The sequence below is a fragment of the Pseudonocardia sp. ICBG601 genome, from assembly GCF_020496245.1.
Genome location: NZ_JAHLJA010000002.1, coordinates 552644 through 573309 on the forward strand (window position 1 = coordinate 552644; position 20666 = coordinate 573309).

At 75.2% G+C, this 20666-nt stretch carries 16 protein-coding genes; 12 read left to right on the forward strand and 4 right to left on the reverse strand.

All coding sequences use genetic code 11. The annotated features are described in order from the left end of the window. The first annotated feature begins 41 nt into the window (after nucleotides 1-41). The 7 genes from KPL57_RS02530 to KPL57_RS02560 all read left to right on the forward strand — a co-directional run bounded on the left by KPL57_RS02530 (nucleotide 42) and on the right by KPL57_RS02560 (nucleotide 5753). Nucleotides 42-617: a TetR/AcrR family transcriptional regulator gene (locus KPL57_RS02530; RefSeq protein WP_226350270.1), complete on the forward strand. Its 576-nt coding sequence runs from the start codon at nucleotides 42-44 to the stop codon at nucleotides 615-617. Then, nucleotides 614-2044, forward strand: coding sequence for a DUF2252 domain-containing protein (locus KPL57_RS02535; protein WP_226350271.1), 1431 nt, complete (start codon nucleotides 614-616; stop codon nucleotides 2042-2044). Before KPL57_RS02530 ends, KPL57_RS02535 begins: the two co-directional genes overlap by 4 nt. An 11-nt stretch (nucleotides 2045-2055) precedes the next feature. Continuing rightward, on the forward strand, nucleotides 2056-2310 hold the full coding sequence (locus KPL57_RS02540; RefSeq protein WP_226350272.1) for a hypothetical protein: 255 nt from the start codon (nucleotides 2056-2058) through the stop codon (nucleotides 2308-2310). Next, entirely contained in the window at nucleotides 2297-2776 is a 480-nt protein-coding gene (locus tag KPL57_RS02545; protein ID WP_073575554.1) for a DUF5130 family protein, read from the forward strand. Before KPL57_RS02540 ends, KPL57_RS02545 begins: the two co-directional genes overlap by 14 nt. 152 nt (nucleotides 2777-2928) lie before the next feature. Then, a complete protein-coding gene (locus tag KPL57_RS02550; protein WP_073575555.1) occupies nucleotides 2929-3600 on the forward strand; it encodes a response regulator transcription factor in 672 nt (223 codons plus the stop codon). 100 nt (nucleotides 3601-3700) lie between these two features. Continuing rightward, complete coding sequence (locus tag KPL57_RS69255; protein ID WP_226350273.1) at nucleotides 3701-5260, forward strand: sensor histidine kinase KdpD; 1560 nt, start codon at nucleotides 3701-3703, stop codon at nucleotides 5258-5260. Between the two features lie 118 nt (nucleotides 5261-5378). After that, entirely contained in the window at nucleotides 5379-5753 is a 375-nt protein-coding gene (locus KPL57_RS02560; protein ID WP_226350274.1) for a hypothetical protein, read from the forward strand. 64 nt (nucleotides 5754-5817) lie between these two features. On the opposite strand, the gene pepN is transcribed toward KPL57_RS02560, so the two are convergent. After that, nucleotides 5818-8424: an aminopeptidase N gene (gene pepN / locus KPL57_RS02565; protein ID WP_226350638.1), complete on the reverse strand. Its 2607-nt coding sequence runs from the start codon at nucleotides 8422-8424 to the stop codon at nucleotides 5818-5820. Nucleotides 8425-8527: 103 nt separating this feature from the next. Between pepN and KPL57_RS02570 the strand changes: the two genes are divergently transcribed. The 3 genes from KPL57_RS02570 to KPL57_RS02580 all read left to right on the forward strand — a co-directional run bounded on the left by KPL57_RS02570 (nucleotide 8528) and on the right by KPL57_RS02580 (nucleotide 12532). Then, nucleotides 8528-9154, forward strand: a complete 627-nt coding sequence (locus KPL57_RS02570; RefSeq protein WP_226350275.1) for a DsbA family protein — start codon at nucleotides 8528-8530, stop codon at nucleotides 9152-9154. A gap of 158 nt (nucleotides 9155-9312) precedes the next feature. After that, nucleotides 9313-10836: a transglycosylase family protein gene (locus KPL57_RS02575; protein WP_226350276.1), complete on the forward strand. Its 1524-nt coding sequence runs from the start codon at nucleotides 9313-9315 to the stop codon at nucleotides 10834-10836. A gap of 139 nt (nucleotides 10837-10975) precedes the next feature. Then, a complete protein-coding gene (locus KPL57_RS02580; RefSeq protein WP_226350277.1) occupies nucleotides 10976-12532 on the forward strand; it encodes a serine/threonine-protein kinase in 1557 nt (518 codons plus the stop codon). Between the two features lie 13 nt (nucleotides 12533-12545). On the opposite strand, the gene KPL57_RS69260 is transcribed toward KPL57_RS02580, so the two are convergent. Further along, nucleotides 12546-13475, reverse strand: coding sequence for an alpha/beta hydrolase (locus KPL57_RS69260; protein ID WP_226350278.1), 930 nt, complete (start codon nucleotides 13473-13475; stop codon nucleotides 12546-12548). Then, on the reverse strand, nucleotides 13468-15327 hold the full coding sequence (locus tag KPL57_RS69265; protein ID WP_226350279.1) for a prolyl oligopeptidase family serine peptidase: 1860 nt from the start codon (nucleotides 15325-15327) through the stop codon (nucleotides 13468-13470). The genes KPL57_RS69260 and KPL57_RS69265 overlap by 8 nt, the downstream gene beginning before the upstream one ends. 256 nt (nucleotides 15328-15583) lie before the next feature. Here KPL57_RS69265 and xylA point away from each other — a divergent pair, with 256 nt between their 5' ends. Beyond that, complete coding sequence (gene xylA / locus KPL57_RS02595; RefSeq protein ID WP_226350280.1) at nucleotides 15584-16753, forward strand: xylose isomerase; 1170 nt, start codon at nucleotides 15584-15586, stop codon at nucleotides 16751-16753. Nucleotides 16754-16757: 4 nt separating this feature from the next. Continuing rightward, a complete protein-coding gene (locus KPL57_RS02600) occupies nucleotides 16758-17927 on the forward strand; it encodes an ROK family protein (protein WP_226350281.1) in 1170 nt (389 codons plus the stop codon). A gap of 7 nt (nucleotides 17928-17934) precedes the next feature. Here the strand turns inward: KPL57_RS02600 and KPL57_RS02605 are convergent, their stop codons facing one another. Then, nucleotides 17935-20520, reverse strand: a complete 2586-nt coding sequence (locus tag KPL57_RS02605) for a carboxylate--amine ligase/circularly permuted type 2 ATP-grasp protein (protein ID WP_226350282.1) — start codon at nucleotides 20518-20520, stop codon at nucleotides 17935-17937. Nucleotides 20521-20666: the final 146 nt, after the last annotated feature.

The following is a 20666-nucleotide window of genomic DNA, read 5'->3' on the forward strand; positions in this document are numbered from 1 at the left end:
TGGAGGACCACCCCGTTTTGTCGAGCCGTCCGGGAGGACCCATGCCGCGCGACGCCACGGCGGCCCCGCGGGCCGACCGCCTCCGCAACCGGGAACGCCTGCTCGGCGCCGCGATGGAGGTCGTCGCACGGGACGGGGCGCAGGCGTCGATGGAGGAGATCGCCCGCCGGGCGGGGGTCGGGTCGGCGACCCTGCACCGGCACTTCGCCTCCCGCCGGGCGCTGCTCGAGGCGGTGTTCGCCAACGGCGTCGACACCCTCTGCGCCCGCGCCGAGGCGCTCCGCCGTGCCGAGCCCGCCACCGCGCTGTGGACCTGGCTCGACGAGTTCGTCCACTACGTCGCGACCACCCGCGGCGTGGTCGAGGTCCTGCTCGCCGAGCCCGCCGAGGACGCCCCGGTCTGCCACACCGACCGGGTCCGGGCCGCCGTCCGCCCACTGGTGGCCGCCGCGGCCGAGGCCGGCGGGCTGCACCCCGACGCCCGCCCCGAGGACGTCGTCGCCCTCACCGCGGTCGTGTCCACGGCGGCGGGGGAGGACCCGTCCGCCGCACGGAGGCTGCTGCGCCTGACCGTGGACGGGCTCCGGGGGGCGGGCTGCGGTAGAACGCAGGCGTGACCTCGCACCCCGTCCTGGCCGGCTCGGACCGCGCGGCGTTCGGCTCGCTGCAGCGCGCCTCGACGCCCCGCGCCGAGCGCTACCGCATCGGCAAGGGGCTGCGGAAGGTCGCGCCCCGGTCCGGGCTCGCCGAGTGGTCCGCGCAGCTGCGCCGGGCCGACCCGGTCGACGTCGTCGAGGCGCAGAACGCCGGGCGCGTGCACGAGCTCGTCCCGCTGCGGATCCAGCGGATGACCGCCTCCCCGCACGCGTTCCTGCGCGGCGCCGCGGCCCTGCACGCCGCGGACTTCGCGGTGCTGCCCGAGACCGGCGTGCACCCCGTCATCTGCGGCGACGCCCACCTGGGCAACTTCGGCTTCTACGCCTCGCCCGAGCGCGACCTGGTCTTCGACCTCAACGACTTCGACGAGGCCCACCCCGGCGCCTGGGAGTGGGACCTGCGACGGCTGGTGTCCTCCACCTGGGTCGCCGGCCGGGACTCCGGCGCGACCGAACAGCAGTGCGGCGAGGCCGTCACCCGCTGCGTGACCTCCTACGCCGAGCACCTGCGCCACCTCGCCGACGAGCCGCTGCTCGCCCGCTCGTTCGACATCATGGACATCGACACCCTGCGCTCGGACGCCGACCACAAGACCTCGCGCCGGGTCATCGACAAGGCCGCCGAGCGGGCGCGCCGGCGCACCAGCGACCGCGCGCTGCCCCGGTTCGTGACCGAGGAGGGCGGGGCGCGGCGGATCGTCACCGAGCCGCCGCTGATCACCCACCCCGACGACGAGCACACCGCGCGCATCCTGGCCGCCCTCGACGAGTACCTCGCGACGCTGCCGCCGCACTGGAGCCGGATCCTCGGCGGTTACCACGCCGTCGACGTCGCCCACAAGGTCGTCGGGGTCGGCTCGGTCGGGCTGCGCGCCTACCTCGTGCTCTGCGAGGGCTCCAGCCCCGACGACGTGCTGTTCCTGCAGCTCAAGCAGGCGCGCCGGTCGGTCGTCGCGCCGTGGGTGCACGGCGGCGAGGCCTGGCACGCCCACCAGGGCCAGCGGGTCGTGGAGTACCAGCAGGCCCTGCAGACCGTCTCCGACCCGCTCCTGGGCTGGACGACGATCAACGGCCGCCAGTACTACGTCCGCCAGTTCCGCGACATGAAGGGCGCGATCGTCCCCGACACCCTCGACGCCCCCGCGCTGGCCGACTACGCCGACGTCTGCGGCAGGCTGCTCGCCAAGGGGCACGCCCGCACCTCGGGGGCGTCGATGATCGCCGGCTACCTGGGGAAGGGCGGCAAGGTGGCCGCGGCGCTCGCGACGTTCGCCAGGGCCTACGCCGACCAGACCGAAGCCGATCATGACGCGCTGGTCCGCGCGGTGCGGTCCGGGCGGCTGTCGGATCGGACACCTGAGCAGGTGCCGGGCACGGCGATCGGCTAGGTTCTGGCCCCGTGACCGTCGTCGAAACCCTGCTGGTCTTCGTGGTCGCGCCGGCTGTCCTGTACTTCGCGATCTGGGGCTGGATCGCGATGCGGAACCGGAGCAACCGCCCCCGCTACAACGCGGGTGACCCCTGGCCGTACGAGCCGCTGTTCTGGATCGCCGAGCCGTCCGCCGCGGGGCACCACGCCGCGCACGCCGGACACGGCGACACCGCCCCGTCCGAGGGCGGCGACACCCGAGGAGGTACCGGTGGCAAGTGGTGACCTCGCCGTCTTCACCGGCAACGAGGAGGACCTGCCCGAGGGGTCGGTCGTCACGAACTCCGGTCGCCTGTCGGTGGCCGAGAACTTCGTCGAGCCGTCCGCGGCCGCGCACCCGTTCACCCCGGTGCAGCTGACCCGCCTGGACGAGGCGCTGTACCTGGCCAGCCGCGAGACCGGCCTGCGGTTCGCGCTGTACCTGGGCGACCTGGGTGCCGACGCGCGGGCCACCGCGGTCGACCTGCACGGGCGCGTCGACGACCACGAGGACGCGGTGCTCGTCGCCGTGAGCCCCGAGCAGCGCCTGCTGGAGATCGTGACCGGCGCCGAGGCGAAGGTCCGCCTCCCCGACCGTGGCGCCAAGCTCGCTCTCATGAGCATGGTCGCGTCCTTCAAGGAGGGCGATCTGTTCGGTGGAATCCTGTCCGGACTGAGGATGCTGGCGGACCAGGCCGGCAGCCGCCCCTGAGCTGGGGTTTCCCACCCGGTGGACACCGCGGGCGGACACCCGGGCGCGTCCGTGGACAGTGCGGCGCCCGCGTGTCCGTCACTCGCGGCCCACCACGATCGGCGCAGCGGCTCTAAGGTGTCCCCCATGGTGCGCAGCGGGAGGACCGAGCGGTGACCGGCCCCACCGGCAGCCCGATCCTGATCGTCGACGACCACGAGCTGGTCGGGTCCGCTCTCGCCCTCAACCTGCGCGCCGAGGGCGAGGACGCGACCTTCCAGCCGGTCCGCTCCGCCGCCGCGGTGCTGGAGCACGCCCGGCGCGTCACGCCCGGGCTCATCGTGCTCGACCTCGACCTGGGGCGTGACCCGGAGGGCAACCGCATCGACGGGGTCCGGCTCGTCGGCCCCCTCTGCGAGGCGGGCTGGCGGGTGGTGGTGCTGTCCGGCAGCTCCGACGCCGGCCGGGTCGGCGCCGCCCTGGACGCGGGCGGGTTCGTGTTCGTCCCCAAGAACGCGCCGTTCCCGGCGCTGCTCAGTGCCATCCGCGAGGCCCACGCCGGGCGCTCGATCATGCCGCCGGGCCGCCGTGAGCAGTTCATCCGGCTGCACCGCGACCGGGAGCACGAGCGCCGCGACCTGCACGAGAAGCTGGGCAGGCTCACCCAGCGCGAGCGCGAGGTCCTCGCCCTGCTGGCGGGCGGCAAGCGTGCGCAGTCGGTGGCCGACCACTTCGTCGTCTCGCTGGCGACGGTCCGGACGCAGATCCGCGCGGTGCTGACCAAGCTGGAGGTCGGCTCCCAGCTGGAGGCCGTCGCGCTCTACCGCAAGGCCGCCGGGATCTGACCCGTTCGGCCCACAACACAGCCACCGAACGTCACCGAGAATGACGAGTCCTATCATCGCTTTCTCATCAGTCCGGCGACTTCTTCGGGGCGGAGGGGACGTGGCGTCCGGTTTCCTCGGCGCGCTCCTGGGGCCGCAGCGGCGGGCCCGGTTCCTGGCCGGACACCTGACCGACGTGCTGGTCGTCGCGGTCCTGGCCGTCCTCGTGGTGGCGGTGAGCCGCCCCGCGGTCGTCGACGGACGGATCGACCTGTCCGACGCGACGGCGGTGCTCACCCTCGTCGCGGCCGCGGTCGGCTCGGCGGCGGCGATCGTCGCGCTGGTGACGGGGCGGCTGTCCGGGGACCCCCGTCCGTCGTGGTTCGGGGCCGCCCTCCTGCTCTACGGCGTCGTGCTCCTCCCGCTGTCCGCACTGGTCCTGCCGCAGTACCCGGCGGGCACCCCGCGGCTGGCCGTGCTGACCATGTTCGTGATCAGCCTGTGCATCCTGGTCGCCGCGCTGCGGCCGCCGCTGGTCCTCGGGGCCTGGGGCGGCTGGGCGCTGGCCGCGGTCGCCCTCGTCATCGGCGGGGTCGTCGCGTCGCAGGCGGAGAGCCCGTTCACCCGGATGGTGGCGACCTCGCCGCTCTACTCGATCGTGGTGCAGAGCGGCTGGGCGCTGGTCGCGGTGCTGTTCCTGCTCGACGGCTACCGGCGCCCGAGCCGGATCCGGGCCCGGATGGGGCTCGGCCTGCTGATCGTCGCGGTGTCGCAGCTGTACCGGGCGATCGTGCCCGGCCAGGAACCGACGGCCGGCCTGGTCTACCCGTCGCTGCGGGTGCTCGGGATGGGCGTGGTGCTCACCGCGCTGCTGACCATGGCGCTGCGTGCGGTGACCCAGATGCAGGACGACTACGACCAGCTCCAGGACACCCTCGGCGAGGCGTCGGCGCTGCTCGAACGGGCCACCGGCCAGACCGCCGAGCGCGACCACGAGCTGCGCAACGGCCTGGCGGGCCTGGCCGGCGCCGCGCAGCTGCTGACGACCCGCCCCGGTGACGACCCCCAGGTCGCCCGGATGCGGGAGGCGGTGCTCGCCGAGCTGAACCGGCTCCGCCAGATGCTGCAGACCCCGATCACCGTCGAGGACACCGTGGCCGACCCGATGGTCGACGGGCGCGACGCCGCCCTGCTCGACTACGGCCCGGACTACGCCCCGGTCGCCCCGTCGCCGGGGGCGGACACCGGCGGCGAGCACGACGTCGGGGAGGCCCTGCGCACCCTGGTGGACCTGCGCGACGGCCGCTGCATCACCCTCGACACCCAGGACGACCTGCCCCCCGTCGCCGCGCCCGAGTCGCTCACCCGCCAGGTCGTGACGAACCTGCTGGCCAACTGCGACCGGCACGCGCCCCGGACCCCGGTGGTGGTGCGGGCCCGCCTCGCCGACGAGCCGGGTCTGGTCGCCGTCGAGGTCCGCGACCACGGCCCCGGCCTGCCGGACGGGCAGGAGCAGCTCGAGATCGTCCGCGGCCGGCACGACGAGGCCGCCGGCGGCTCCGGGCTCGGGCTGCACATCAGCGCCCAGCTCGCTCAGGAGCACGGCGGCACCCTGGTGCTCCGTACGGTGGACGCACCCCGCGGCTGTCTTGCCGTACTCACACTTCCGGTGGCCCGCTGATCGGGTGGCGACGTGTCCACGACCTGCCGTTCCGTCCACGGAAGGTCTTTTCGTCGCCGCGAGCCATTCCCACGCGCCCCACGCGATCTCATACTGGGTGACGCAACGGCACGGTGCGATGACGCGATGGTCGTCCGCGCTGCCGTTCGCCGGCACGAAGGAGGTCACCATGGCGCACGAGAACGACGGCACCGACCGCAGGACCCCCGCCACCCCCACGGCCGCGGTCCTGACACCGCCGACGGGCCTGGAGCCCGTCCCGGCGCTGCCCCGGCCGCGCACACCGTCCGAGCCGCGGACCCCGGCCGGTCCGCCCGCGCCCGTCGTCCCGCAGGTGGGACTGTGCACCTGCGGCCACCCGGAGGACCTGCACGACCACTACCGCCCGGGCACCGACTGCGGCAGCTGCGGGCCGCGTGTCTGCGCGGGCTTCCGCTCCGCCGACGAACCGGCGTCGACGAACCCGCTGCGGCGGTGGCTGCGCCGCCGCTGACCACACCCCGACACACGAACGGCGCCCCGGGAGCACGGACTCCCGGGGCGCCGTCGTGCGTGGGTCAGGGCTGCTGGACCGCGGTGGTCCGCTCCGGGTCCGGAGTGGCCTGACCGTCGAACTCACGGGCGGCCAGCGCGCGCACGATCCCGGCGCGCCCCTCGGACACGAGCCGGCGCAGCGACGCCGGCTTGGACTCGTCGGCGAGCCAGGCGTCCGCCGCCGCGACGGTCGGCTCCGCGACCGCCCAGGACGGGAACAGTCCGACGACGACGTTCTGCGCCAGCTCCGAGGTCCGGCGCGCCCACACGCCGTCGATCTCGTCGAAGTACCGCTGGACGTAGCCGTCGAGCAGCCCGGGGCTCACCGTCGACAGTGCGGGGTGGGAGAACCCGGAGATCGCCGACTCGTTGATCGCGTTCGGCAGGGAGTCGTCGTGCACGGCACGCTGCCACGCCCGCTCCTTGGCCTCCGCGGTCGGGATCAGCGCGCGAGCCCGCTCGGCCTGCCGCGCCCCGGTGGAGGTGGCGTCGCGCTCGGCCTCCTCGGCGATCTCGGTCTCGCCGGCCTTCCCGTGCGCGACGAGTGCGTGCAGCAGCCGCCAGCGCAGGTCGGCGTCGACGGTCAGTCCCTTCGGGACGTCGACGTCGAGCAGCCAGCCCTTCATCCGGTCCAGGGTGTTCTCCGGCAGCACCGAGGCGGTCAGCGCGTTGACCACCGCCAGCTGGACGTCCGACCCGGGCGGGGCGGTGTCCAGGCGGAACCGCAGCGCGTCGGTCAGCAGCGGCCAGCCGCGGCCCTGCGCCCACTCCGGGGTGCAGTACGACGCCGTCGCGGTCTGGGCCTGCAGCAGCAGCCGCTGCACGACGCCGATCTCGGACTCGGTGTCGAACCCGCCGGCGACCAGGGTGACGAAGTCACGGGCCTTCAGCTCGGCCTCACGGGTCATCTCCCACGCCGAGGACCAGCACAGCGTGCGCGGCAGCGACTCGGCGATGTCGCCGATCCGGTCGACCAGGGTCGCGAGCGAGCCCGGGTCCAGGCGCAGCGCGCAGTAGGTGAGGTCGTCGTCATTGACCAGGACGAGCTTGCCGCGGGGCAGCCCGACCAGCTCCGGGACGGCCGTGCGCTCGCCGGAGATGTCGAGCTCGACGCGGTGGGTGCGGACGAGCTTGCCGGTCTCCGGGTCGTCGTCGTAGACGCCGACGGCGATCCGGTGCGTGCGCAGCTCACCGGCACCCGGCCGGGCGCCGCCCTGCACGACGTCGAACGAGGTGAACTTCCCGGCCTCGTCGAGCTGGAACGACGGGCGCAGCAGGTTCAGGCCGGTGGTGCGCAGCCACTGCGCGCCCCAGTCCGACAGGTCCCGGCCGGACGCCTTCTCCAGCGAGCCCAGCAGGTCGTCGAAGGTGGCGTTGCCCCAGGCGTGGGCGGCGAAGTAGGCGCGCAACCCGGCCAGGAACGGCTCCAGCCCGACGTAGGCGACGAGCTGCTTGAGGACCGACGCGCCCTTGGCGTAGGTGATGCCGTCGAAGTTGACCTCGACGGCCTGCAGGTCCGGGATGTCCGCGGCGATCGGGTGCGTCGAGGGCAGCTGGTCCTGCCGGTAGGCCCAGGACTTCTCGAGGTTCGCGAACGTCGTCCAGGCGCCCGTGTACTCGGTCGCCTCGGCCTGGCACAGCACCGACGCCCAGGTCGCGAACGACTCGTTGAGCCACAGGTCGTCCCACCAGCGCATGGTCACGAGGTCGCCGAACCACATGTGCGCCATCTCGTGCAGGATCGTCTCGGCGCGCCGTTCGTAGAGCGTGCGGGTCACCCGCGACCGGAAGACGTAGTCCTCCAGGAACGTGATCGCGCCGGCGTTCTCCATCGCACCCGCGTTGAACTCGGGCACGAACAGCTGGTCGTACTTGCCGAACGGGTAGGTCACCCCGAAGTTGCGGTGGTAGAAGTCGAAGCCCTGCCGGGTCTCGGTGAAGATCCGCTCGTGGTCCATGTGCGGGGCCAGCGAGGCGCGGCAGAAGATGCCCAGCGGGATCTCGGCGTGCTCGTCGCGGTAGGTGTCGTGCCAGCTCGCGTACGGCCCGGCGATCAGCGCGACCAGGTAGGTCGAGAGGATCTCGGTCCGCTCGAAGCGGTGCACCCCGCCCTCGACCGTCGCCGGGGCGTTGGAGATGACCTTCCAGTCCTCCGGCGCGGTCACGGTGAGGGTGTAGCGGGCCTTGAGGTCGGGCTGGTCGAAGCAGGGGAACAGCCGCTTGCAGTCGGCCGTCTCGAACTGCGAGTACAGGTAGACGGCCTGGTCGACGGGGTCGACGAAGCGGTGCAGGCCCTCACCGGTGTTGGTGTAGAGCCCGGTCGCGACGATCGTCAGCTCGTTCTCCGCGGCGAGACCGGGCAGCGCGAGGCCGTCCTCCTCGGTCCACGCGGCGGCGTCGAGCTCGGTGCCGTTCAGCGTCGCCGAGGTGATGCCGTCGCCCACCCACTCGATCCACGTGCTCCCGCCGGGCTCGGCCGCGGTGAAGCGCACCGTGGTCGTCACCGCGAACGTCCGCTCGGAGGGGGCTCCGGCGCCGTCGGTCAGGTCGATCGTGACGTCGTAGGTGGAGACGTCGAGCAGCGCCGCGCGCTCCTCGGCCTGGGCACGGGTGAGGTTGGGCGGGGTCACGTCGTTCGGGGTCCTCTCGGGGAGTGGTGTCGTCGGCATCCAATCACGGTGCCCGGGGCGCGGCCCGTGGAATCCGCGGCCGGTGCCCGGTGTTGCGCCGGGTATGACGACTCCTGCTGCCGACGGCCGCGCACGCATCGACATCTGGTTCGACCCGCTGTGCCCCTGGGCGTGGCTGACCTCCCGCTGGGTGCTGGAGGTGGAGAAGGTCCGCGCCGTCGACGTCACCTGGCACGTCATGAGCCTGTCCGTGCTGAACGAGGGCCGTGAGCTGCCCGAGCAGTACGTCGAGCTCATGTCGAAGGGCTGGGGCCCGGTGCGCGTGTGCATCGCCGCCGCCGAGCTGAAGGGCCCGGAGGTCCTCGCGCCGCTCTACACCGCGCTCGGCGAGCGCATCCACAACCAGGGCAACAAGGACTTCGACGACGTCATCGCGGGCGCGCTCAAGGAGCTCGACCTCCCGGCGTCGCTGGCGGAGGCCGCGCACTCCACCGAGTACGACGAGAAGCTGCGCGCCAGCCACCACGAGGGCATGGACCCGGTGGGTCTCGACGTCGGCACCCCGACCATCCACGTCGACGGCGTGGCGTTCTTCGGGCCGGTCATCTCCCGGGTCCCGAAGGGCGAGGACGCCGGCCGCCTGTTCGACGGCGCCCGGCTGCTGGCCGAGAACCCGCACTTCTTCGAGCTCAAGCGCACCCGTACCGAGGACCCGTCCTTCGACTACTGAGCCGGTGACGGCGTGATCGCCGCGATCGAGGGGGCCGGTGCCGGATGTGGCACCGGACCCCTCACTCGTGACGATCACCCGGCGGCGCCGCTCGCGATCGCGAACGGGATCGCCCGTTCGGCCGTGGCGGGCGCCGCGGGGGCGCACAGTGCCCGGCCGTGGACACCTGGTTCTCGCGGCGGACGACGTCGGTGCTCGGAGCGGTGGCGCTGGTCGCCGGGACGCTCGCGGGCGGACAGCTCGCGGTCGGCGCCGTGCTGGACCGGGGCGCGCTCGCCGACGCGGTGCCCCGGACGTCGCTGAGCCCGTACTCCGACGGCGCGTTCACCGTGCGGGCCGCGGCGGTGGACAGCCGGGTCGACATCGCCGGGGCCGAGGACGGCTCCTACGTGCTCGGCCACACCCCGGCGGGCAGCGACGTGGTCCTCGACCTCGACCTGCTCTCCGGCGACACCGCGCGCCCGTGGTGGGTGCAGCCCGCCACCGGGACGACGCTGGAGCTGGCCCAGCTCGCGAGCTCGGGGATCGCCCGGTTCCCGGCCCCACAGGGCGCGGGCGGGAGCCGCGACTGGGTCCTGGTGGTCGACGACGTCGCCGCCGGGTACGGCGCACCCGACGCCGACGCCGTCGCACGGGCGGTGGGGGAGCGGGTGCGGTCCGCGGTGGCGAGGGCGGGGTCCGGCCGGGTCTCCGGCGCGGACGGTTCCGGTGCGGACGGCGCGGCCGGGGGACCGGACCCGGCGGGGCCCTCCGGCGGTTCCGGCGACGGCCACGGTTCCGGCGACGGCCACGGTTCCGGCGACGGCCGCGGTTCCGGCGACGGCCACGGCTCCGGCGGCGGCGCGGGCGACGCGGCGGGTGGGGACGGGGGCCGGGGTGGCACGGGCAGCGGTGCCGACGGGGCCCCGGACAGCGCCGGGCCGGACAGCGGCTCGGACGGCGACGGCTCGGGTGGCAATGGCTCGGGTGGCGACGACTCGGGTGACGACTCGGGTGACGACTCGGACGGCGCCGGTTCGACCGGTGGCGACGGCGGCACCGGTGGCGGCGGCGGGGGCGACGACCGCTCCGATACCCCGTCGGGCTCCGGCGGTTCCGGCCACCGCTCCGGCGGCAGCGCCGGTGACGGCCCGGCCTCCGGCTCCGAGCCGGAGGACCGCGACTTCGGCGGTTCCGGCGGGGACGGGGGCTCTTCCGGCGGGAGCGGTGGATCGTCCGATGGCGACGACTCCACCGAGGGCGGCAGCGGCGGGTCCGGTAGCGACGGGGACCGCGAGGACAAGGGCGACGAGGACCGCGGGGGCAAGGCGGACGAGGACCGCAGGAACGGGAGCGGCGGGGGAGAAGCTGACGCCCCGGCCCCCGCGGCCCCCGCGCCGAAGCCGGAGAAGAAGAAGGAGCCGGCGCCGTCGTCGTCGGCGAAGGCGGCCGACGGCACCTGGGACGAATTGGCGCAGTGCGAGTCCTCCGGCGACTGGTCCATCTCGACCGGGAACGGCTACCACGGTGGTCTCCAGTTCGACAAGGGCACCTGGAGCGACTTCGGCGGCACGAAGTACGCCCCCACCGCCGACGGCGCCAGCAAGGAGCAGCAGATCGAGATCGCGACCAAGGTCCGCGACGCCCGCGGCGGTTACGGATCGTGGCCGGCATGTGCCAACAAGTTGGGCCTTCCGAGGTGATCGATCGTCCTGTGGTGTGGCGTACGGTCGCTGGCTGCGCGACCGGTGGTCGCGTAGGGTCCGTGGTCCCTCTCCCGGTCGTTCGCAGCACCTGCCCTGCCGACGGCGGCCCGGCCTCGATTCCCTACCCTTGGACCTCATGAGTTCGCCCATCCCCGACGCCCACCGGATCGGGAACCGCTACCGGCTCGACGAGCGGATCGGTGCCGGTGCGATGGGTGCCGTGTGGCGGGGGACGGACGAGCTGCTGAACCGCACGGTGGCCGTCAAGGAGCTGCTCGCGGCGGCCCTGCCGTCCGACGAGCAGCTGGAGGAGTCCCGCCAGCGGATCCTGCGCGAGGGCCGGATCGGCGCCCGCCTGCAGCACGCGCACGTGATCAGCATGTTCGACGTCGTCGTCCACGACGACCGTCCGTGGCTGGTCATGGAGTACCTGCCGTCGCGCTCGCTGGCCGCGGTGCTCGCCGAGAAGGGTCCGATCCCGCCGCGGGAGGCCGCCGCGATCGGCCGTCAGGTCGCCGACGGGCTGGCCGCCGCGCACACCGCGGGCGTCGTGCACCGTGACATCAAGCCGGGCAACGTCCTGATCGCCGAGGACGGCCGGGCCAAGATCACCGACTTCGGCGTGTCCCGCGCCGTCGACGACGTGCAGCTCACCCGTACCGGCGTCATCGCCGGCACCCCGGCCTTCCTGGCCCCGGAGGTCGCCCGCGGCCAGGAGCCGACGGCCGCCTCGGACGTCTTCGCGCTCGGCGCGATGCTCTACGCCTCGGTCGAGGGCGAGCCGCCGTTCGGCCTCGACGACAACGCCTACGCCCTGCTGCACAAGGTTGCCACCGGCGCGATCACCCCGCCGCAGGAGGCGGGCCCGCTGACCGCGCTGCTGATGCGCCTGCTGGCCAACGACCCCACCGAGCGGCCCAGCTCCGCCCAGGCCCGCGAGGCGCTCGCCCGGATCGCCGCGGGCCAGTCCGTCGCCGGTCTCGCGACGCCGTCCACGGCGACCGCGGTGATGGACACCGGCGACGGCGCGGGCGCGCCCGACGGGCTCGAGGCGCAGGGCGGCGGGACCGTCGTCGACGCGCCGGCCGTGCCCGCACCGCAGGTCATCCCCGGTCCCGGCGGCCGTGGTGGCCGACGGGGCGGTGCCACCCGCTCCCGGGACGGGCGGGGTCGTCGCACCCCGGTCGTACTGGGCGCGGTGGCCGTGCTGCTCGTCGTCGGCGGCGGTGTCGCGTTCGGCGTCTACTCGACCAGCCGGCAGCAGGACGCCCCGCCGGTGATCGCCGCCCCGCCGACGAGCGGGTCGCCGTCGCCGAGCGCGGCACCGACGACCACGCCCGCGCCGACGACCACCCCGACGCCGACACCGACCACGGGGACCGGCGAGGTCCAGGACCCGGTGTCGTTCGTGCAGAACTACTACCGGATGCTGCCCGGCGACATCGACGGTGCGTTCGCGATGCTCAGCCCGCAGGCGCAGGCCCAGAGCGAGGGCATCCAGGGTTTCCGGACCTTCTACAGCGGCGTCCGCAACGTCTACGCCGAGAACCTGCGCAACGCGGGCCCGAACACGGTCACCGCGACCGTCGTGTTCATGCGCAACGACGGCACGACGACCCGGGAGAACTACCGGTTCGTCGTGGGCACCGACAGCGAGGGCCAGGAGATCCTGCAGTCGTTCAGCACGGCCTGACCGTTCCGATCGGTCAGCCGGGGCGCAGCGACGTCACGAAGTCCGTGGTCGCGGCGACGATCTGCCGTTGTGCGGTCGCCCGGTCCACGCCCGCCTCGCCGTCGCCGGTCTGCGGGCCGTAGTCGCCGAAGTAGGCGTGCACCCCGCCGTCGACGACGACGAAGCGGGTCCCCGCGGGCAGCTGCGCCCAGGAGTCCGCGATCGCGTCCGGTGTGGCCAGCGCGTCGCGGGAGCCGGACACCGACAGGGCCGCCACCGGCGCCCCCGACACGTCGGCGGCCGGGTAGGACGCCCACAGCACCAGCCCACGCACCCCGGGCACGTCGAGTGCCCGCGCGGCCGCCACGCCGCCGAGGGAGTGTCCGCCGACCGCCCAGGTGCGGACCTCGGGCGCCGAGCCGACCGTCCGCGCGACGGCCCCCGGATCGGTCAGCGCGACGCCCAGCGGCGGCGCGGTCACGATCACGCGCACCCCCTGCTCGGCCAGCGGGCGCAGCAGCGCCAGGTAGGCCCGCGGGTCGACCAGCGCCCCGGGGACGAACACCAGGCCCCGGCCGGACGGCGCGGTCGGGCGCATCTCCCACGTCGTCGCGGTGTGCACCACCGCGACCCGGTCCGACGGTGTGGTCGCGGCGAGCGCGGTCGCGTCGGCCTCGTAGGGCCGCAGCCACAGGACGGCGGCGACCAGTGCGACCAGCAGCACCGCACCGGTGGCCCGCCCGGTCGTCCGCAGCCGTCCGGGCCGCGCCGGGCGCGCCGACCGCACCACCAGGACCAGCCCCACCAGGGCGACGACGGCGAGCAGCACCGGGTAGGCCGGGTGCCCGGCGAGCAACACCGGTCCCCCGACGACGACGATCCCCACCACGACGACCACGGCCACGATCCCGACCAGCGCCCGCACCGCGACCGCCCACCCGGGCCGGGCCGCCCGGTCAGCCACGGGCCACCGTCGCGGTCACGAACTCCACGATCCGGGCGTTCGCCGCGGCCCGGGTGTGCCGGTCGTGCACCTCGTGGCCCTCGTCGGGGATGCGCAGCAGCTCCACCGGCGCACCGCGCCCGGCCAGTGCCGCGTGGATCGAGAGTGCCTGTGTCAGCGGGACGTTCGTGTCGTGCTCGCCGTGCACGACCAGCAGCGGTGCGGCGATGCGGTCCGCCGCGCGCAGCGGGGACAGCTCCTCCAGCAGCGCGCGGTCCCGGCGCGGGTGTCCGTACTCGGTGGTCGCGGGCCCGCTGATCCACGGCTCGGAGTCGGCGTAGAAGGCGGTCATGTCGGACATGCCGCACACGTCGACGCCCGCTGCGAACAGCTCCGGGAACCGGGTCAGCGCGGCCAGGGTGAGGAACCCGCCGTAGGACCGGCCGCCGACGACGATCCGGCGCGGGTCGACGTCGGGCACCCCGGCCAGCAGTCGGGTCGCGGCCCGCACGTCGGCGATCGAGCCCGGCCGCAGCGGGCCGTCGTCGAGCCGGGCGAAGGCCCGCCCGCGCCCGGAGGACCCGCGCACGTTCGGCGTGAGCACGGTGACCCCGGCGGCGACGAGGCCGTGCAGCAGCGGCGCCCAGCCGGGCCGTTCCTCGGACTCGGGCCCGCCGTGCAGCCACACGAACCCCACCCCCGTCGGCGACGACGGCCGGTGCAGCCATCCGGTCAGCCGCAGCCCGTCCTCGGCCGGGAAACCGACCGCCTCCGGACGCGGGGGCCGCGGTGTCACCGGGGTGCCGCCGAGCAGCGGGGTGGCCGGGCGCGCGTCGAGCGGCATCCGCACCACGTACGGCGCCACCCCCGGCGAGTGCCCCGCGACCAGCAGCGACACGCCGTCGCGGGCGAAGGCCACGCCGGTGACGACGTCGCACGGCGCGGGCAGCCGCTCCGGCCTGCCGCCACGCAGGTCGGCGATCTCGACCTGGCTGCGCCCGCCGACGTTCCACACCAGAGCGGCCCGCGGACCACCCGGGTCCAGCGCCACGACCTCCAGGTCGGCGCCGGGCCGGACGGCGACCGGGCGGGCGGGGGACAGGCGGTGCTCACCCGCGGGGCCGAGGGCGACGGCGAGCAGCGCGGTGTGCTCGCGGTCGGCGTCGGTGTGCACCCAGAGCGTGCCCGGGGCGCTGCCGAAGCGGGCGGCGGCGGTGAGCGCCCCGCCGGGCCCGCCGATCACCCGGTCCCGGGTGCCGCGGTGCAGGTCGACCAGCTCCAGGGCGCGCTCCCCGCGACGGCCGGTGCGCAGCACGACCCGTCGTCCGTCGGCCGACACCGCCTGGACGACGGCCGACTGCCCGGACCCGAGCACAGTGGAGGAGCCGTCGCGTACGTCGACCAGGCAGGCGGTGCCGTCGCCCGGCTCGGCGCCGCGCGGGGTCGCGTCGGACAGCACGGTGACGCCCAGCGACCGTCCGCTCGGCGCCCACGCGCCCAGCACGACGGCGGTGGCGTGGGTCGCGATCCCGACGGCGGGCCCGCCGTCGGGATCGAGCAGCGCCACCCGGGTGCGGTCGCCGCCGCACGGGGCGACCTGCACCGCGATCCGGCTGCCGTCGGGGGACCAGGACAGCGCGGTCACGTCGGCGTGCGGGCCGGGGGCCTCCAGGACCCGCGCCCCGTCCGGGTCGACCGGTCCGTCCGCCGGCAGCGCCGCGACGTGCACCCGCGGGCGCCCGGTGCGGTCGGAGATCCAGGCGATGCGGGTGCCGTCGGGGGACGCTGCGGGCGAGTGGTGCCCGGGCTCGGCCCCGGCGACGGCACGGTCGGGGGCGGTCTGGGTGATCTGCACGGTCTGCCCGGCCTCCACCGATCACATCCCCCGTTCCTGCTGTCGTGTCCTGCGGTTCCGCGCGGCCGGACGCCGAAACTACCCGGTGGGTCCGCACCGGGTTCCACCTCACGTGCGCCGGGCCCCGCCCGCAAGACCCACTGCGTTTCGGGGTGGTGACAAGCGCTACGGCGAACGAGGGATTCGTTCGTACGGAACACGAACAAACCCTGGACCGGGGCCGCTGCCGGGAGCATGCTCGCCGGAGCCGCCCCCACACCTCCAGGAGCAGACGATGGCCGTCCCCGCCCCGACCCCCGCCGACAAGTTCTCCTTCGGACTGTGGACCGTCGGCTGGACCGCCGCCGACCCGTTCGGCGCCCCGACCCGCCCGGCGCTCGACGTCGTCGAGGCGGTCGAGCGGCTCGCCGAGCGCGGCGCGTGGGGCCTGACCTTCCACGACGACGACCTGTTCGGCTTCGCCCCCGAGCGCGCGCACCGCGACCGGCAGATCGCCCGGCTGCGCGAGGCCTGCGCGGCCACCGGCATGACCGTCCCGATGATCACCACGAACCTGTTCTCGCACCCGGTGTTCAAGGACGGCGGGTTCACCTCCAACGACCGGACCGTGCGGCGGCTCGCGCTGCGCAAGGTGCTGCACAACGTCGAGCTGGCCGCCGAGCTCGGCGCCCGCACCTTCGTCCTCTGGGGCGGACGGGAGGGCTCGGAGTACGACTCCGCCAAGGACGTCCGCGCCGCCCTGGACCGCTACCGCGAGGCGATGGACCTGCTCTGCGGGCACGTCCTGGAGCAGGGCCACGACATCCGGTTCGCGATCGAGCCCAAGCCCAACGAGCCCCGCGGCGACATCCTGCTGCCCACCGTCGGGCACGCGCTGGCCTTCGTCGAGCGGCTCGCCCACCCCGAGCTCGTGGGCGTCAACCCCGAGGTCGGGCACGAGCAGATGGCCGGGCTCAACATGGCGCACGGCGTCGCCCAGGCGCTGTGGGCGGGCAAGCTGTTCCACATCGACCTGAACGGCCAGCGCGGCATCAAGTACGACCAGGACCTCGTGTTCGGCCACGGCGACCTGCTCAACGCCTTCGCCCTGGTCGACCTGCTCGAGACCGCGGGCTACGACGGCCCCCGCCACTTCGACTACAAGCCCTCGCGCACCGAGGACGTCCGCGGCGTGTGGGACTCCGCCGAGGCGAACATGCGGACCTACTTGCTGCTGCGCGAGCGGGCGGCCGCGTTCCGGGCCGACCCCGAGGTCGTCGCCGCGCTGGAGGAGGCCGGCGTGCCCGCGCTGTCCGAGCCGACCCTGAACGACGGGGAGACCGTGGCGGACCTGCTCGCGGACCCGGCGTTGGACGCCGTCGACCCGGACGCGCTCGGGCGTCGCGGGTACGGCTTCGTCCGGCTGCACCAGCTCGCGTGTGAGCACCTCGCCGGGGCACGCTGACCCCGTGCACGACCGATCTCCCCGCCCGCAGGCCCCGCCCGCGCGTCCACCGGCGGTGCGCCGGCACAACCTCGGCCTGCTGCTGGGGGCGCTGCGGGCGGCGCCGTCGTCGCGGGCGTCGCTCGCCGCGGCGACCGGGCTGACCCGCGGCACCGTCGCGGGGCTCCTGGACCCGCTGGTCGCCGCGGGTGTGCTCGCGGAGGGGGAGCCGGACCGCAGCGGGGTCGGGCGGCCCGGGACGCCGCTGGCGTTCGCCGGCACCGGGCCCGTCGTGCTGGCCGTGTCGGTCGAGGTCGACGGCGTCGACGCGCTGGTCACCGGCCTGGACGGGCAGGTGGTGCACCGGACGCGCCGGCGCCGCGACCACCGCGGTCTCGACCCGGACGCGGTGTTCGGGCGGGCCGCGCGGACCGCGGCGAACCTGGCCGCGCGCACCGGCCGACCGGTCGCCGGGGCCGGGATCGCCGTCCCCGGACCGGTGCACGGCTCGGACGGCGCGGCGGTGCTCCTGCGGGCCCCGAACCTGCCCCGGCTCGACGGCTGCCGCCCCGCCGAGCACGCCGGGGCGCTCGGTGAGGTGCCGCTGCTCGTCGGCAACGAGGCCTCGCTCGGGGCGCTCGCGCACCTGGGGCAGGCCGACGACTTCCTCTACGTCTCCGCCGACGTCGGGATCGGCGGCGGGATCGTCGTCGACGGGCGGGTGCTGCCCGGTGCCCGCGGCGTCGCCGGGGAGATCGGGCACGTCGTGATCGAGCGCGACGGGCGGCGCTGCGGCTGCGGCGGCACCGGCTGCGTCGAGGTCTACGCGGGCCTGCCCGCCCTGCTCGGCGACGCGGGCGCCGCCGACGTCGCGGCGCTGCGGACCGCCGCCCGCGCGGGGGTCCCGGCCGCGACGGGGGCGCTGGCCCGGGCCGGCGCCGCGCTCGGGACGGCGCTGACGTCGGTGCTCCACGTCGTCGACGTCGGCACCGTCGTCCTCGGTGGCAGCTACGCCGAGCTGGGCACCTGGCTGGTCCCCGCGGTGCACGCGGAGCTGGTGCGCCGCGGGGTCGCGACCGGGCCGGACGTCGCCGTGCTCGTGTCCCCGCACGGCCGGGCGGCCACCGTCACCGGGACCGCCCGCGCCGTCGCCGACCGGGTGCTGGGCGAGCCGGACCTGCTGCTCGCCGGCTGAGCCCGCCTCAGGCCAGCACCCAGGTGTCCTTCGCCCCGCCGCCGCGCGAGGAGTTCACGATCATCCCGCCGGGCGGGGCGACCCGCGACAGCGCCGCGGGCAGCACGTCGACCTCGGGCACCCCGCCGACGCCGGGGGACTGCACCGCGAAGACCCGCAGGTCGACGGCCTGGGGCCGCAGGGCGCCGTCGGTGAAGGTGGGATGGGTGGAGATCCCGACGAGGTCCTGGGCGACCCAGCCGGCCGGGGTGTCCCGGATCGCCGCGGCCACCCGGTCCAGCTCGGTGCGACCGGCGTGCGGGCCGATCACGATCCCGGCGCCGCCGTAGCCGTCGACGGGCTTGAGCACCAGCCGGTCGAGCCGGTCCAGGACCTGCTCACGGGCGGCCGGGTCGACGCAGGGCAGCGTCGGCACCGAGGCCAGCACCGGCTTCTCGCCGAGGTAGTAGCGGATCATCTCCGGCACGTAGGCGTAGACGAGCTTGTCGTCGGCGACGCCGTTGCCGGGCGCGTTGCGCAGCGCGACCCGCCCGCGGGCCATCGCCGCCCACAGCGCGCGGCCGAGCGGCCGGTGGTCGGCGCCGCGGGCGGTCGCGAGCTCGTTCTCGTCCATCCGACGGTAGAGGGTGGTGATCCGGCGCCGCCGCCCGCCGCCGACGAGGAACAGCGCGCCGTCGGTGACCTGCAGCCGGGCCGGGGTCACCAGCGGGACGTCCATCGCCTCGGCGAGCAGCCGGTGTTCGAAGAACGCCGGGTCCACCTCGCCCGCGGTCAGCAGTGCGGCCTCCCCGTCGGGCCCGTCGGGGTCGCCGGCCGCGAGCGCCGCCCGCAGCCGGTCCGGCACGTCGTCGAGGTGGCGCACCTCCGACGGCGACTCCAGGTCGGGCAGCACGCTGCGGATCAGCCGCCGGCTCATCATCGAGAACCCGATGCCCGACGGGACCCGGAGGTTGTCCTCCAGCACGACCCAGCCGTCGGCGTCGTCGCGGACCAGGTCGATGCCGCCGACGGCGATCCGCACCGCGTCCGGCGGCACCAGCGCGCCGGCGCGGGTGCGGCCGGGCGCCTGCCCGACCACCGACGCCGGGACGACCCGGTCGCGCACGATCTCGCGGCGGCCGTAGACGTCGCGGACGAAGCACTCCAGGGCACGCATCCGCTGCTCCAGCCCGGAGGCCAGGTGGGCCCAGTCCTGCGCCTCGATGATCCGCGGCACCAGGTCCAGCGGGAACAGCCGCTCGCCGTCGTCGCCGGGCTCGACGCCGGGCACCGGGAACGTGACCCCGCGGGCGCGCTGCTCGGTGCGCAGGGCGTTCTCCGCCGCGGCCAGCCCGCGCGGGCCGAGCCGCTCCAGCGACCGGAACAGCCAGCCGTAGCCGGGCCGGACGGCGCCGGTCGCGTCGACGGCCTCGTCGTAGCGGGGCGGGACGTAGCCGTCCAGCAGCTCCGGCGCGGACGGCACGGTCTCCGCCGGTGCCGACGGCGGCCGCTCGCCGTAGGTGCGGGCCAGCAGGTCGTCGACGACGTCGGTCAGCGACCCGCGACGCCCGAACGCGCGCCGCTGCGCCGCCGCGCCCGACCCGCGGGCCAGGACGCCCTCGGCCAGCTCGGCGACCTGCTCGTGGTCGCCGACCTCCTCCAGCCACGGCCGCAGCTCCTCGACCAGCGCGCGCAGCTGCACCGACGGGGAGCTCAGCGTCGGGGGACCGCCGGGGGCCCGGCCGATCTCGACGAGGTCGCCCTCCAGCCCGGACCGCGCGGCCCGCCACCCGGCCGCGCGCAGCAGCTCGTGCCGGGCGCGGGGCAGCGGCCTGCCCGCCTCGGTGTCGGCGCGGGCACGGGCGACCAGGGCACGGAACAGCCCTGCCACCAGCACGACGTCGTCGACGTCGGGGCAGGCGTCGCACAGCCGCAGCTCGACGGTCGGCAGGTGCGCGCTGGGCCGGACGTCGAAGTAGAGCATCCCGGCGTCGCTGATCGTCCCGGACGCGATGAGCTCGTCGATCATCGTGTCGTACTCGGCGGCGGTGGTGACGTCGCCGGGCGGCCCGGCGGTGGGCCAGCGCTGCCAGATCATGCTGCGGTAGCTGGCGTAGCCGGTGTCGTGGCCGCGCCAGTACGGCGAGCTGGCGGTGATCGCGAGCAGGGTCGGCAGGGCGGGGGAGACCCGGCGCGAGACCTGCACGGCGGTGTCGCGGTCGGGGACGTCGACGTGCACCTGCACCCCGCAGATGTGCTGCTCACGCACCAGCATCTGGTACTCGTGCTGCATCCGCTCGTACCGGGCGCCGGCGGAGATGTCGTCGCCGGACAGGTCGACCAGCGGCACCGTCCCGGCCGCGACGACACCCAGCCCGAGCGGCTCGGCCGCCTCGCGCAGCCGGGTACGCAGGCGTCGCACGTGGGTGCGCAGCTCGTCCAGCGACGGCGTCGCGGGCGAGTTGGTCTCGACCAGCGACCGTTGCAGCTCGGGGAAGAACTCCGCCCCGTCCAGGTGCTCCAGCAACCGTTCCGCGTCGGGCGCGGCCCGGCGGTCGGCCAGGCCGACCACGTGGAACTCCTCCTCGACCCCCACCAGCGGCACGTTCCCCACGGCCGGTGACGCTAGGTGTCCGCTGTTACGTCCGTGTGTCCTGCGGCGATCGCGCCCGACGCCACCCCGTCCGCTGGTCCGTACGGCGGTACTCGGACGTCTGTCCGGACCAGTTCCCATCTGCTGTTCTCGCTAGCGTGTCCGGA